Origin of the sequence: Agarivorans sp. QJM3NY_25, assembly GCF_050870875.2 — a bacterium.
GTDB lineage: Bacteria > Pseudomonadota > Gammaproteobacteria > Enterobacterales > Celerinatantimonadaceae > Agarivorans.
Genome location: NZ_CP194041.2, coordinates 719,013 through 734,190 on the forward strand (window position 1 = coordinate 719,013; position 15,178 = coordinate 734,190).

11 protein-coding genes are annotated in these 15,178 nt (G+C 43.2%); 7 read left to right on the plus strand and 4 right to left on the minus strand.

Going from position 1 to position 15,178, the window contains the following annotated elements:
* The first annotated feature begins 45 nt into the window (after positions 1-45).
* The 4 genes from ACRRSW_RS03270 (at position 46) to ACRRSW_RS03285 (ending at position 3,954) form a co-directional block, all read left to right on the plus strand.
* Positions 46-963: a polysaccharide pyruvyl transferase family protein gene (locus tag ACRRSW_RS03270; RefSeq protein WP_432460873.1), complete on the plus strand. Its 918-nt coding sequence runs from the start codon at positions 46-48 to the stop codon at positions 961-963.
* Complete coding sequence (locus tag ACRRSW_RS03275) at positions 953-1,840, plus strand: glycosyltransferase family 2 protein (protein WP_432454640.1); 888 nt, start codon at positions 953-955, stop codon at positions 1,838-1,840. Before ACRRSW_RS03270 ends, ACRRSW_RS03275 begins: the two co-directional genes overlap by 11 nt.
* Positions 1,841-1,866: 26 nt before the next feature.
* Positions 1,867-2,793, plus strand: coding sequence for a glycosyltransferase family 2 protein (locus tag ACRRSW_RS03280; protein WP_432460874.1), 927 nt, complete (start codon positions 1,867-1,869; stop codon positions 2,791-2,793).
* A gap of 216 nt (positions 2,794-3,009) precedes the next feature.
* Positions 3,010-3,954 (plus strand): sulfotransferase family protein, encoded by a 945-nt coding sequence (locus tag ACRRSW_RS03285; RefSeq protein WP_432460875.1) that lies wholly within the window; start codon positions 3,010-3,012, stop codon positions 3,952-3,954.
* 298 nt (positions 3,955-4,252) lie between these two features.
* Here the strand turns inward: ACRRSW_RS03285 and ACRRSW_RS03290 are convergent, their stop codons facing one another.
* From ACRRSW_RS03290 to ACRRSW_RS03305, 4 genes are all read right to left on the minus strand, one after another.
* The gene (locus tag ACRRSW_RS03290) at positions 4,253-5,314 is read right to left on the minus strand and encodes a pectinesterase family protein (protein ID WP_432454637.1); all 1,062 of its coding nucleotides are present in this window, start codon (positions 5,312-5,314) and stop codon (positions 4,253-4,255) included.
* A 48-nt stretch (positions 5,315-5,362) separates the two neighbouring features.
* Positions 5,363-7,396 carry a methyl-accepting chemotaxis protein gene (locus ACRRSW_RS03295; RefSeq protein ID WP_432454636.1) on the minus strand — a complete coding sequence of 678 codons (2,034 nt, stop codon included), beginning with the start codon at positions 7,394-7,396 and terminating at the stop codon, positions 5,363-5,365.
* A 294-nt stretch (positions 7,397-7,690) separates the two neighbouring features.
* Positions 7,691-9,904 (minus strand): right-handed parallel beta-helix repeat-containing protein, encoded by a 2,214-nt coding sequence (locus ACRRSW_RS03300; protein WP_432460876.1) that lies wholly within the window; start codon positions 9,902-9,904, stop codon positions 7,691-7,693.
* 86 nt (positions 9,905-9,990) lie between these two features.
* The gene (locus ACRRSW_RS03305) at positions 9,991-10,761 is read right to left on the minus strand and encodes an oligogalacturonate-specific porin KdgM family protein (RefSeq protein WP_432454634.1); all 771 of its coding nucleotides are present in this window, start codon (positions 10,759-10,761) and stop codon (positions 9,991-9,993) included.
* Between the two features lie 1,450 nt (positions 10,762-12,211).
* On the opposite strand from ACRRSW_RS03305, the gene ACRRSW_RS03310 reads away from it, so the two are divergent.
* The 3 genes from ACRRSW_RS03310 to ACRRSW_RS03320 are packed head-to-tail and all read left to right on the plus strand — an operon-like array spanning position 12,212 to position 15,167.
* On the plus strand, positions 12,212-13,099 hold the full coding sequence (locus ACRRSW_RS03310) for a carbohydrate ABC transporter permease (protein WP_432454633.1): 888 nt from the start codon (positions 12,212-12,214) through the stop codon (positions 13,097-13,099).
* A complete protein-coding gene (locus ACRRSW_RS03315) occupies positions 13,099-14,007 on the plus strand; it encodes a carbohydrate ABC transporter permease (RefSeq protein WP_432454632.1) in 909 nt (302 codons plus the stop codon). The genes ACRRSW_RS03310 and ACRRSW_RS03315 overlap by 1 nt, the downstream gene beginning before the upstream one ends.
* A gap of 17 nt (positions 14,008-14,024) precedes the next feature.
* On the plus strand, positions 14,025-15,167 hold the full coding sequence (locus ACRRSW_RS03320; protein WP_432454631.1) for an ABC transporter ATP-binding protein: 1,143 nt from the start codon (positions 14,025-14,027) through the stop codon (positions 15,165-15,167).
* Positions 15,168-15,178 lie beyond the last annotated feature (11 nt).

Here is a 15,178-nt window from a genome sequence, read left to right on the forward strand (position 1 = left end):
TATGCAGCAAAGTACGATTCATCATCAATGGCGAGAGTATCGCTGATGCAGCTATTTTATTATAAAGACGACATCGGCAACTTTGGCGATGACTTAAATCCTTGGTTATGGCCGAAGCTACTTCCTGACTTTTTCAATGATGATCCCTCTGAATTGTTAGTCGGTATAGGTACCTTGCTCAATCATCATTTACCAAGTGATAAAACTCTACATATTGTTGGTTCAGGCGTGGGATATGGCGACATCCCCCAAGTGACTGAGCTTTGGAAAGTGCATGCCGTGCGTGGGCCTTATTCAGCAAAATCACTGAATTTAGATCCCAGTTGTGCGATCACTGATTCGGCACTGTTGTTACGCAATGTGATGCAGCCAGAACATCAAGCCAGTGGTGATATTGGCTTTATGCCGCATTATTTAAGTTGTCGTAGTGCCGACTGGCAAAATATCGCAGAGAGCTGTGGTTACCGGTTTATTTCTCCTGAATGGTCGGTTGAGCGAGTATTTGCAGAGATGCAGCAGTGTCGCTTAATGCTTTGCGAAGCAATGCATGGTGCGATTGTCGCCGATGCTTTGCGGATCCCTTGGCATCCAGTTTTATTATCGGACAAAGTGAATACCGTAAAATGGAAAGATTGGTTAGACACCATCAATATTGACTTCCAACCGACAACGATCAGACCGTATATTCATTATGCTAATGTTGGTACCAAGCAGTATCTTAAAGATGAGTTTAAACGTACGGTGCGATCCTTTGGTTTTGGGAAAGATTGGTATCCACCACAAGCTCGAAACTCAAGTATAAAGAGTAAAGATGAAACCATTGCCAATCTAGCTGCGCTTGCCAACACTAAGCGTTGTTATCTGAGCGATGAAAATTTACAAAATCGTTTGTTACAGCAACTGAATGATGCTGTTGAACAAATGCAATATAGCAGTGCGGAAGCTGGAACTTATGCAAGATAACTTAACTGTGAGTGTCATTATCCCAGCTTATAATGCTCAAAGTTTTATCGAAAAAGCCATCCTTTCGGTATTGGCTCAGTCAGCTGTTGCGAGCGAAATTATCGTGGTGAATGACGGATCTAGCGATGCAACTGCAGACATTTTAAGTGGATATTTGGATCGTATTATTTATATCGAGCAACAAAATGCTGGGGTTTCTGCGGCGCGAAATGCAGGGATAAGCGTTGCCACCAGTGATTTGATTGCCTTTTTAGATGCTGATGATTATTGGCATCCGGATAAATTGGCGATTCAACTCGAAGCGATGCAGGAAAACCCCCATTGGGTGGCTTGTTATACTCGAGATTGTAGTGACGATAGTGAGTTGAACCAAACAGAGACCGAAAGTGGACTCACATTTGAAGATAAAACTATCGAACAAATATTCATTAACCCTTATTTGACGACTTCAACGGTACTGGTGAAACGTGAGTTATTACTGAGCATCGGTTTATTTGATACTCGTTTACTTACCGCCGAAGATATCGATGTTTATTATAAAATTGCCAGCCTTGGCATGATTGGCTTTGTTAATCGAGTGCTGGTGCATAAAAAAAGTGTTGAGAACAGCCTGGGTTCTCAACTCTGTTCTTATGCGGATAATTTGGAAGTGATTGACCGATTTCTTACGACTAAACCGGCTCGTAAGCTCGAGGCTATTGCGCCGATGATTAAAGCTAAGGTACGCCTAAATTGGGCCCGCGAGTTGATTTGGCGCGGCCAACCTAAGGCCGCAATCCCGATTATTAAACAGGCGTTAAGTGAAGCCCCGAGTTTTGCTGCTCGTTTATTGTTGTATAAGGCGCGTCTTAAGCTAATCTTTGTAGGAAGCAGTTAATTTAGTCAAAAAACAGGGAGTTGATAATGGCTGCGTGTTTGGTGTCCGTTGTTATTCCCGTATACAACGGAGAGCGTTTACTTGAAGCCTCCGTTGATTCAGTACTACAACAAGATTTTTCAGATTTCGAAATTATATTGGTAGATGATGGTTCAACGGATGGTTCAAGGTCGTTGATTGAATCACTTGCCAGCAGCAATCCCAAGATAAGGGCGTTTAGTAAACCCAATGGGGGCGTTGCCCATGCTAGAAACTTTGCGATAGAGCAGTCGCGCGCGCCCTTTATTGCTTTTTGTGATCAAGATGATTTGTGGGAAAGTCACAAACTCTCTTCTCAACTCCCCTTATTCGATGACCCTGAGGTCGGCTTAGTCTTTAGTAATGCCTATGTGGAGCTCTGTCAGTTTAAGCAGACCAAACAAACTCGACTAAAGCCTCTGCAGCAACAACAAATCCGAAGAGACTTGGTCAATGAAAACCTGATCATGTGTTGCACCGTTATTGCTCGCAAAGATATGATTTTAAGGGTCTCTGGTTTCGATGATGATCGACGTCTGATGGGCGTTGATGATTGGCATCTGTGGCTGAAGCTATCCCGCTATTGTCGATTTGACTATGTTTCTGCTCCTCTTGCAAAGCATATTATTCACGAAAATAATTATTCTCTTAATGATCAGAAAATGCATCAAGCGGAGTTGGTTTGTATCAGTAAAATTGAAGCAGAATATGGGGCTGAGTTCCCCGGTATTAACTGGGCTGAAATAAAGTCAGCAATCCATCGGCGTTATGCTAAAAATTATGTGTTCTCTGGTGAATTTAAGTTAGCGGGTAGCAGTTTACTGTTGGCTGACCAGTGTCATGCTAATTTGCACATGAGACTGAGGGGATATTTATTGAAATTGATCCCAAGTCCACTATTAACTGCGGCCCAGCAGCTCAAGCGACGATTTTGAGAATGACTAACTGAGAATGATGGATCTTGGGCTGCGGTGTAAGATTATTGAAATTGCTCCTAAGTTTAAGTTCAAGTTCATGGTGAACTGCGGCTTAGCAGCTCAAGCGACGATTTTGAGAATGACCAACTGAGAATGATTGAGTGAACATTATCAATCATGGTTTGCAAAGGTTCGCTTGCTAAAACCGGCCAAATAAAGTCAAAGGATATTGTTATGGAAGCAAAGGCCATCATCGTTATTGGCATGCATCGTAGTGGGACTTCAGCCTTATCGGGTGAGCTTGCCCAGTTTGGTGTTTTTATGGGTAAACACCTATTTAAAGCGCAAGCTGGGGTCAATGATAAAGGTTTCTGGGAAAATGCTCACTTAGTTGACTTCAACGATCAGTTATTTGATGAATTAGGCAGTTCTTGGGAAGACCCCTGTTATTGCCTTCATCCGGCTCGCAGTTTTTCTGAGGCATGGCAACAACGGGCACTGCAATTGATTGAACAGGAATATGCTGGTTCAGCGGTATGGGGAATGAAAGACCCTCGGGTATCCGTATTATTGCCTCTATGGCGGCCAGTGTTGGAGCGAAGCCCTGCCCAGATTAATTACTTATTGATGATCCGTAATCCTGTTGAGGTGGCGGGTTCATTGGCGAAGCGTGATGGTTTCTCTCAGGCTAAAGGTTTAATGTTATGGCTTAATTACAATTTCTTGGCCTACCGTGAAACTAATCAAAGTTCTCGTTTAGTCGTAGACTTTGCCGACTTATTGGTTTCGCCTGAAACGGTGAGGAGGCAAATATCTGAACGTTTTGAACTGGACCTCATAACTCAGGGCGGTGGTAGTTTCATTGAGCAGAAGCTTCGTAGAAATGTTGCATCTGCCGTTCACCGGGAAGGCGAGCTTGCTCGATTGGCAGAGCAAACCTATCAGGCCATTTTGGCTGGAGATCCCGACTTGGTTGAGCAACTTTATCAACAATATCAGCAATATTTGTCCCAATTAGACCCTGTCCTGGTGGAACATATATTGCGGTTGCAACGCGCAGAAAGTGATTACCGTAACTTGTTTGAGAGTGCATATCGTTCCTTCACTTGGAAGCTATCGTGGCCTCTACGAACACTTGAAAAGCGGCTGACGAAGGCTCTTTTGCCAAAGGGGTCATGACCTTTTGCCAGGCTGGTAAAGGCGTATTTTTATCGAGGCTAAAGCGGGTGAGGCAAGCTCTCTGGTTGATGAAGATAGACATTTTCCTTTAAAATGCAGGCGTAGATAAACTGAATATTTCAGTTTATCTACCTGAGTGTAATTTTTGTATGATGTATATCGATTGAGGCTGCATATCAAGTTGGCTCAGCCTCATCAGTGACAAGCCGGGTAACGAAGCTTTTTAAAGAGCTGGCCTCAAACTATTTTGAATTGGCCTGACGCTTGTCGACTGAATCGAAATTGATCCAGAATCATCTTATTCGGCTTGGTTAGCTTGGTACAACGAGGGCCGCCAATCGCCGAAAATATGCTCTAGTTGATAATGCTGCATTTGTTGTTCTGTGAGCTGAGGTCGTTGTTTATCGCGTGATTTGGCACCCGCACCGCTATTGTTGTATTCCCAAAAACGAGAATTTTCAGGCCTGAACCAAATAATATTTTGCTGGATATCCCGACCGCTCATTTTATCCCATCCGTAGAGGTGGTCGTCGAGTTCACAATTGATAAAGGCGACATGCCCAATTGCCTTAGGGTCGGCATAGTTACCATCACTAAATTGTGTGGTTGGGTGCCATGGCCGTCCTAAAGCATAACTATTAGCTGGTACACCGGGCTCTTTGCTGAGCTGGCAATGGCGAAATACCAAGCCATGTGTTTGCTTGATGTCGGTACAAGGCGCACTAATATAGCCATAGACTTGCTCGTGGTGTTGCGCTTCTCGATTACGAGCTACGATCTCGCATTTGTCGATGAGGGCAACTCCGCCTCCGAAAATGAAGTCGATGGTGCCAGCGATACGGCAGTGGCTCAAGTAACAACGTCCGGCACGTAAATACAGGGTATCTTGATAGCTTTGCAGATCGAGATCGATTAACTGAACGCGGTCGGCATTGTCACCTAAGGCGAGGGCGACTGCTTGGGTATGTTTTAGTTTGCTTGGGTCACCTTCCGCTTTAGCCGCATTGGCTGGAAAATCAAAGCCATTTTCAATGCTTAGCGAGCGGATCTGTACGTCAGCTGCGTCAATACAAAGCGTGTAACTATTAAAGGTGGCAAATTTCCTACCTTGCGAGTCAATCATGCCGTTGGCCATAGTGGCACTGACAATGCAGTGGGTTTGGCTTTCGCCGATGAGCTGGGTGTTCGCTCGAGTCACTTTAATCTTTTCTTGATAACGACCGTTGGCTATATAAATTAAATAGGGTGAATGATCATCTGGTGCGTTGTCGAGCGCCTGTTGGATCGAACTAAAATCGGCGTCTGCTTGCAGAGACACAGTTACTTGCTGGATGTGATTAGGGATTGTTTTATTCGGCATAGTCTTCAGTGATTGGCGAGTCTACATGAGGGCAGACTCGCACTGTATTTAGTGGAAGAAATTAAACTGTTCTTTGAGGGAATCAGCCTGTTGTTGTAGTGCCCGAGCACTTTCAGCGGTTTCTAGGCTGGTGGAATGGCTCTCTCGATTGAGTTCGTGGATTTCACTTGAATTACTGGCAACCTGTAAAGAAACCTGAGCTTGTTGCTCGGCGATGGTAGCGATGGAATGTGACTGTTCGGCGATTGCTGAGACTTGCGATGCGATCGCTTCTAGAGAAGAACCCGCATTCTCCGATTGTGATAACAGTGCATTTGCCTGTTGGCGACTTTTCTCGGTAAGGCCAACAGCATTATCCGTTGAATTTTTCAGTTGTCCCATAATGTCTACCACGTCCTTCACGGAGACTTGGGTTCGGTGGGCGAGGGTGCGAACTTCATCGGCAACCACCGCAAAGCCACGGCCTTGTTCGCCGGCTCTGGCTGCTTCGATGGCAGCATTCAAGGCGAGTAGGTTGGTTTGTTCTGCAATCTCATCGATCATCTTGGTGATGTTATAGATAAGCTGGCTGTCTTTTTCGACTTGTTCTATCGCTTGCGAGGAGCTGTTGAGCTGATCGTTTAATAATACGATGTTATTGCTGACATGATCGACCACCTCTAAACCCGATTTTGTGTCGACATCAGCTAAACGCACATTTTCAGCAATGGTTTCTACTTGCTCGGCAACCGATTGGGCAGAGGCTGCGAGTTGTTCGGTTGCACTCACCACCAACTCTACTTTTTGCTGTTGTAAATCCGATTGAGTCAAGTTGGTATCGGCATGGCGCGCCACATTGGAAGACTGCTCATTAACCTGATTACTGGTTTGATTGATTTCTCCTACTAGTGAGTGTAATTGGGCTGCCATTTTGGCGACGCCTTGAGTTAACTGTTCAATTTCATTCTGGGACTGGCTAGAGCCAGTTGGCACCGAGATACTTACCTCGCCTTGACCCAAACGGTCCATAAACACTTTCAGGCGACTTAGTGGGCGAATGGTTTGCTTAATAATTAAGGTCATGACGGCGTAGGTGACAAGGCCAATCGCAAGTGCAATCACAGCAATTAATTTGAGTAGTGTTTGGCTATCTTTGGTCAACTCATTCACCAAAGTCCCCCCAATGAGTCGCCAGTTCCAACCTGGTACCTGGGTATAGACCAAATATTTTTCTAAACGTTTGCCATCCACTTCAACAGGGAAGCGGATCATGCCTTGTTGGCTATCGCTTAAGTTAGCAAAAGGTTGCTGCCCATCGGCATCACTAAATTTGAGCAAGTTAGTTTCATTATTACCAATTGAACCGAGTAGGTATTGACCTTGGTGCTCAGCTTCCTGATCGGCGACGATGGTGGTGCCAGTGCTGCCCCACTTGATGTTGGTTAAAGATGCGAGGATCGCAGCAGTGGCTTTTTCTACGGGTAAAGAGACCGCAAACACCGCACCGACTTTGCCTTCAGAGTCTTTAATCGGATCAAAATATACGATGTAGCTATGACCATAACGGACCGTTTGTTGTGCAAAAGGAGTCGCCTGGCTTAAGGCCTGATAAGCAGGATGCTGGCTATCGATAACATGGTTTAAATCACGTTGGTCGCTGTCATTTTTGAGAGAACTGGCGATGCTTAACCATTGATCGCCCATTGCGGAGTAGATGGTGGCAAAGGCTCCGGTATCTTGGGTAAAGGTATCGACTAGATCTTCGTTATGGATCAAGGGCATGCCGTATAGGCTAACGTTTTGGATCTTCTTGTTTGCGTAATCAAGAATGGTGGTTTCGACTTCATAGCCAGCTAAATAACCATTCTTAAAGGTAGAGCTAAGCACTTTAGTCGAATCCAAATAGGCATTAAATTGACCGCTTACCGTTTGTGCGACAGCATCTAGTTTAGATTGCTGCTCCCTTAAGCTGGTTTCTAACAACAGCTTTGAGGCGTTTTGATAAACTAAGGTTGCGATCCCGCTAAATGCGATGACGAGGCAGAAGACAATCACCAGTTTAAGTTGAAAGCCTACGCTACGATTTTTATAAGCTGCAAACATAGTAGTCCTTAATCAGCATCATTTTGAAAAGCCAAATGTGCAATATCAATCATTCGAGTTTAGTCGGTTGATATTTCATCGTAAAAATTAATTTTATAGAGAATATTTTACCGAAGATGCGTGTTGTTTATCATAAGTACATCTGCTTTTATTAACTTAAGTTGTTCCCAATAATGATATTTTTTTGTTTCTGTGACGCGGCTAACGACTCGCTTTGTGTCACCATGAGTAAAGGCTTAGCCCTTGATTGACTAAGAGCATAAGCCTTCATTGAACGATGAACTTACCGATCGTCTATTTTAGTAGTTGTTGTAATTTTTTGGCTTGCGCGTCCCCTGGAACCTTGTCTTGAGTATTCACTTTTGACGCGGCTTTTAATTCATCTAATTGGCTTATGTCCACTAAGTTGCCATTTTGGTCAGTGGCTTTTCCATCAATAATAAATTGGTTGCCATTGAGTGTGCTGGCATTGACCACATCACTGTATTTACTCTTAACAAAGAAGCGATAGGATTGATTATCGGTGAAGTCACCTTGTTTGACTGCGTCAGAATAGGGGCTCTTGCGAAACAAGAAATTGAAGCGAGCGTTATCGATAGCGACGTTATTTTCTAGTATCAATGAACCAGGATTGAAGTTGTCGGTAAATCCATCCATGTTGTTATGGAAGGCGATACTGTTTTTCACCACATGGGCAACGGGCAGACCTTCCCCGCCTAGTTTAAAGCCATTGCCGCGGGTGCCTCCTTTGCCTTTTACGGTTAAGGTTTGACCGTTCATGTAGGAAATGGAGTCAATAATTGTCACCGCACCATTAGAGCCATCTTCGACCTTATTGAATAAATCCCAGCCGTCGTCAATATTGTGGTGAGAGATACAACGAATGAAAGTATTACCATCACCGACACGTATTTTTGCCGCAAAACCGTCGGCATTAATTTGCGAATCATCCATATTGTTAAAGCTAATGCTATCGCTAACCACGTTATAGCTGGCCCATAACGCACGACCAATGCCCTTGGCAGACGAGATCTGAAAACCAGTATCGGGGGATTGATGAGTGACCATGTGAGCAAAATTATTGTGACTGCCGTGAACATTGGTTCGGGCGCCAATCACTTCAAGACCGGATATATTCCAGTAACTCGCATCATGCAGGTAGGCGTCGGTAATGCGAACCTTGTTGCCCTTGGCTTTTAGGGTTTTCATATGGTCGGGGGTACCACTGGCAGAGATAGGGATTTCTAAACCTGGGTAATCGCCGTCCTCGAGTAAAATTGTGCCGCCCGGGGGGACCAGTTGAATGGCGTCGGCTAAGCTGAGTCGACCATTGTCACCCTGTGGATTCACCAAAATTTGCATTGGGTTCTTCAGCGCTTGTTTCACCACCTTATACTGAGTTTGAATCGCACTGGTATCTGGACCTTCCAGTGGCGTGAAGCTCAGATCAAACTTAGTATTGCTTTGTGCTAATTGTGTGGGGTAGCTAAACATTTCGCCCGCAGCCACATGCTGGTTTTCCACCAAACTCTGTCCATCTTGGCTCAGGCTAAATTGACCACTGTAATTGGCTTGGGCTTGTACGGTGTAATGATTGGTCGCCGAGACCTCAGGAGACATCGCTTGTACAATCGGAGTTTCCATTTTGGCAACAAAACGGGGCGCATCCGCGGTGTTGGCTTTGCTTAGTTGGAGTTTTACCTTGCTCACGGTCACTTTTGCATTCCGTGAAGCAAAGAAGCCAAGGTATTGATGGGCAGGGTCTTGCATTTCAACAACGTTGGCATTGGCCCCTTTGACTGCTTGGATTTGTTCAAGTTCACCATGGCGATAGCTAACACTGTAACCGGTGTTGGTTCGGGTTAAACCGATTTGATAAGTTTGTGCTGGGCCGTAAGGCACACCTTTGATGAACTCGTCGCGTTTCATCCGGTTTCCGCCTGTTCCCCAAGGCTGGTAAATGCCTTCACGGTAAGTGGCGTTGATATTGATTAAGCCATTGTTGGCTTTTTTATTGGCTCGTAAGATGGCTGCAACCATGTTGGATGCAGCCGGAAATTCTTCTAAACCTTCAGGCTGAGGATCGAGTCGTGGTTTACCGATCACATCGCGCAGCATAATGCCTGCGCCTTCTTGGCGATTGGGTTTAGATCCCGTTTCTGGGCCTAATTGTTCTAAAGTGATGGTGGCTGAAAGACTAAAATTTACATCGGTGGGCAGCTTGGTGTAATAGAAGGTCATCCCTTCATGAGAATTGGCAATTTTTCCACCACGGCTTTCAATGGTGAATTGATTGGCCACTGGGCCAGGTTGCACGGGCTGTCCATTCACGGTGACCTGATTGGTACCAACTTTTTCCGGTAAAATAGTGGAGCCAAAGTTAAGGTCGGTGGATTGGCCAAAGGTAATGGCTTGCCAGACTAAATCATCCGCACTTGCGGCATAGGCATTCAACGCATTGAGCGTGAAGGCCGAGGAAACGCAGACTACAACGGTCGATAATTTCATTAGGGATACCTATATTAAAAAAGCCTATTTTGAAAAGGAGAATCAAAATAGGCCTTGGTTTAAAAAGTAGTAACTATGTGACTAGCTTAGAACTTGTATTTCATACCGATACGGAAGCGAGGACGCCAGATATCTTTTGCCGCTTTAGGAGAACCTACACCCCAAGCATTGTCATATTTATTGTTGGCGTCTTTATCTTTGTCTGGTGCTAAGCCAATTTCAATAAATGGAGACCAGTTACCTTCGAATCCTGTATAAGTCGCTTTGGTATTAAACTCACTGAACCAAGCTTTTTTATCTTCCCAAGCGTTACCTTTGTTAGCACTGTTCCAAGTGTAATCAAATGACGCGCCGAGTTTCCAATCTTCAAAGCCTTTATAACCAGCTTCGAAGGTCCAACGATTGTAGTGGTTATTTGGCTTGTCAACCGTTGAACTCTGTCTTTCGTAGTTGTAACGATGACGCCAAGAAACTGCCCAAGCTTTGTTAATTTTGTAACCCAGGGTCAAGTTGAACTGGTGACTTAATTTAGTAGAGCCAGATTCCCACTTATATTGTGGTTTTAGCGAGAAGCCAGACTTGCCGATTTTGTATAGGTAGCTGATGTTGGCTTGTTGGCCAGAACCAGTGTAATCACCGAAAGCGTCATCATTTTTATTGTTTGCCCATTTGGCTTCTACTTCGAAACCGATACCATTTTTAAGGCGGTGACTAATCGAAATACGGTCTTTATGTTTCGCATTGTTACCTTTATAAGATGGTTGGTATTCGTGACGCATGTTTACAGTTGCCGCGCTGACTGTCGCACTTGCGAATAAGCCAACGAGAACTGCGGTTGCAATAGTGCTTTTTCTCATTATGAAACTCCGTTTTGTTTTAATGGGTACACGAGTTCAATATAAGTGCTGTTTTTGTTTTGTAAAGATGGGTTAGCAGAGAAATGTGATCCAATATAAATAGTGATAAATATTGACAGTTATATTTGTGATCTAGCTCCGGAGAATGTTGGTGCTAGCACTTCATTTATGGTTGACACAGCACCGTGCCAATGAACATATTTGATGCATTTGATAGTCTTTATTTAGCAATTTTTGGTAACGTTTTCGCCATATCGTGAATAATTAATCAAAAGAAGCTTTTCGATAGACCTCTTTATTTAAGAGCTAGGGTTTTGTTGTTTGTAAAATTAAATTTTTATATGAAAGTTGTTTTTAATTTGCGTGAGTTGCATCAACTGTAATTTAGTATCGTCTTTGAATAGACTATTACCGATAGCTGTATCGCTAAATCATGTGCAGTCGCTCACAAATCACCATCTGTTGACTCTTTAGTTATTAAATGCTCATTCGTTTAGATTTAAAATTCAAGCTATGCATAAACTCATTTTATGCGATTATCGGCTTGTGGACCGCTGACTTCTCAAAATCTCCTATGATTGGTACTTACTGGCAACCCGTTATATTTGAAGGTTAGTAGCTCTCATCAACTGGCTACTCGTTTGGTTTGCTTTTAAAGTGTTGATTTTAAATATTTTTTTAGTTTATTTGTTGTTTGTTATGACAGTAATGATAAAGAGTTAATATTGTTGCCACTTGTTTGGTGTTTTTTTGGAAGTCCATCTAAGGCTTAGCTCTATGGCTGGGCGCTTGCATCGATTTCCGTTCATTCGAAACTTGTTGTATGTCAAATTCTCATTATTTTATCGCTCACTTTTAGAGATATAAATCAACGCGCAGAGTCGTACTTTAGCCGAATCAAATATGTTGAAATGCTGTTGCTCTATTTATGTCTTAACAAATTAGAGTTGTTATACTTGATATAGGTATTGATCTTTCTGGTTCCGCGATGCTTGCCACTTAGACTTGTCTATAAAATAATGCCTAGTCAACACAACACACTAAATTAGAGTATTCTAATGTTGGTGACTTTCTTAAAAATAACATTAAGCGCTATAATTTTTTCTAGTTTCAGGATATAGCACCAAGCTGAATCGCCTGATCGTCTTTATCCCCAGTTTAAATTTTTCCTGACATCAATGCAGCCATTTATGGACGTTTTTGTCATGACAGAAGTGTGATGTAGATCTCGTTATTGTTGGGGTAGATGGTATTCAACTCAAATAACGGAACGATGTTTCACATTTTTTGTAGATATCTTTTAAAAAATAAAATCACTGATCACATTTATGGTTTTATTGAGTGGCACTTATGGATTTCTGCGTGTTTAATATAGCTAACAGCTAAAAGGTGGTGTTATACACAGTCCGCCACTTTTTAGAGGATTACTAGAACTATTAAGGACGAAAAAATGTATGAAAGTCGTAGGCTTGGTTTAGCGTACCTATCCCCCTATATTATAGGGTTGATAGTGTTTACCGCTTTTCCATTTATATCATCGTTTTTTATGAGCTTTACCGATTATGATTTGATGACAACGCCTAAGTTTGTCGGCATTGAAAATTATCGTTATATGCTCGCTGAGGACGATTTGTTTTGGAAGTCAATGGGCGTGACATTTATGTACGTTTTTTTGACAATCCCAGTAAAATTGGCATTTGCTCTTTTTATTGCTTTCCTTCTTAACTTTAAACTAAAAGGTATTGGGTTCTTCCGTACGGCTTACTACATTCCTTCTATCTTGGGTAGTAGTATTGCAATTGCGGTATTGTGGCGAGCTTTGTTCGCGATTGACGGCGTATTGAACGGTTTGTTAGCGGTGGTTGGTGCCGATCCAATTAACTGGTTAGGCGAACCTGCATTTGCGTTGTTCTCGATTACTTTGTTACGGGCTTGGCAGTTTGGTTCGGCGATGGTTATCTTCCTTGCTGCATTGCAAAACGTGCCTCAGTCTCAATATGAAGCCGCTTTAATTGATGGTGCTAGTAAATGGCAAATGTTCATGAAAGTGACGGTGCCACTGATTACACCTGTAATTTTCTTTAACTTCATTATGCAAACCACTCAGGCTTTCCAAGAGTTTACCGCTCCTTATGTGGTGACTGGTGGCGGCCCCATGAAGTCGACTTACCTCATCTCTCTTTATATTTACGAGACGGCGTTTAAGTTCTTTGATATGGGCTACGGTAGTGCATTGGCATGGGCTCTGTTTGTTGTTGTTGCCATCTTCACTGCAATCGCATTCCGTTCATCTAAATACTGGGTATTCTACTCAGGTGATAAAGGAGGTAAGGCATAATGGCTACTTCTATGTCTACAGCCGAAAAAGCACAAGTTGCTTTGGCGAATAAAGAAAACGACCGTACTATTCGTCGTGAGAAAATTAACGCGACTATCCGTTACATTATCTTAGGTGCTGTCGGTTTTGCGATGCTTTATCCTTTATTATGGATGTTCTCTGCGTCGTTAAAACCAAACCATGAAATCTTTAGCTCAATGAGCCTATGGCCACATGAGTGGAGCATGGAAGGTTTCATCAACGGTTGGAAAACCGGTACCGAATTTACCTTTGGTCATTACATCTACAATACCTTTGCATATGTATTGCCAAAAGTATTCTTTACTGTGGTTTCTTCAACGATTGTTGCTTATGGCTTCGCTCGTTTTGAGATCCCCTGGAAAGGTTTTTGGTTTGCAACCTTGATTGCCACCATCTTATTACCTCAATCAGTATTGCTGATCCCTCAGTACTTGATGTTCCGCGAAATGGGTTTATTGGATAGCTACTTGCCACTTTACTTACCGTTGGCATTTGCAACTCAAGGTTTCTTCGTATTCATGTTGGTTCAGTTTTTACGGGGTATCCCAACCGATATGGAAGAAGCAGCCATGATTGACGGTTGTAATTCGTTCCAAATTTTATGGTACGTCGTGGTACCGGTGATTCGCCCTGCGATTATCTCGGTAGCATTGTTCCAATTCATGTGGTCGGTGAACGACTTCCTCGGCCCACTTATTTATGTATCAAGCGTAGAGAAGTACCCAATTGCTTTAGCTCTGAAAATGTCTATCGACGTTACCGAAGGTGCTAGATGGAATGAAATCCTAGCAATGGCGTCTATCGCAATTATTCCTTCAATCGTAGTGTTCTTCATGTCTCAGAAGTACTTCGTTGAAGGTGCTGCAAGCAGTGGTATTAAAGGTTAGTTTTCGGAGTTAAGACAATGGCAGAAGTTAAATTTAAAAAGTTAGAAAAAGTATATTCAAATGGTTTTAAGGCCGTTCATGGCATCGATTTAACCATTCGAGATGGCGAGTTCTTGGTAATTGTGGGCCCATCAGGCTGTGCAAAATCAACAACCCTACGCATGCTTGCTGGTTTAGAAACCATCACCGGTGGTGAAGTCACCATTGGTGAGAAGGTAGTGAATAACCTTGCACCGAAAGACCGTGGTATTGCGATGGTTTTCCAAAACTATGCTTTGTACCCACACATGACTGTGGCAGAAAACTTAGGTTTTGGTTTGAAACTACAAAAATTACCTAAAACCGAGATTGAACAACGAGTAAATGAAGCGGCAGCAGTCTTAGAAATTGAAGACTTACTCGACCGTTTGCCTCGTCAGCTTTCTGGTGGTCAGGCACAACGTGTTGCGGTAGGTCGAGCGATTGTTAAGAAACCTGAAGTGTTCTTATTCGATGAGCCACTATCAAACCTTGATGCCAAACTGCGTGCTTCAATGCGGGTTCGTATTTCTGACTTGCATAAACACTTAAAAACAGAGAATCGTCCGGCTACAGCGGTTTATGTAACTCATGACCAAACTGAAGCGATGACCATGGGTGACCGCATCTGTGTGATGAAACTGGGTGAAATCATGCAGGTTGATACACCTGAAGATTTGTACAACAACCCTGTGAACATGTTCGTAGCGAGCTTTATTGGCGCACCAGAGATGAACTTGTTCGACGTGAAACTTGAGGAAAAAGATGACTCATTAGTCGTTAACCTTGATGGCCAGATTTTGACCTTGCCGCCTCAAAAAGTCGCGAATATTCGTGCCAATGGTTTTACTGACACTGTATTTGGGGTTCGTCCAGATAATATTTCTCTGGCCTTAACTGCCGAGAACGTTGCGGGCGAACAAACCTTGAAAGGCGACGTTATTCGTATGGAAAATATGGGTCACGAAGTGTTTGTTTACTTCAAAGTAGGCAGCCATGAATTGACCGCTCGTGTTCCTATCGATGATGTGAAAGCAGTTCTAAATATGGAACTGAAGAAAGATGTGACCTTTATGGTGGAAACCGCTAAGTCGCATATCTTCGATAAAACAACTGAAAAAAATATCTCTTTAGATCATTAATTTGAAGTAAA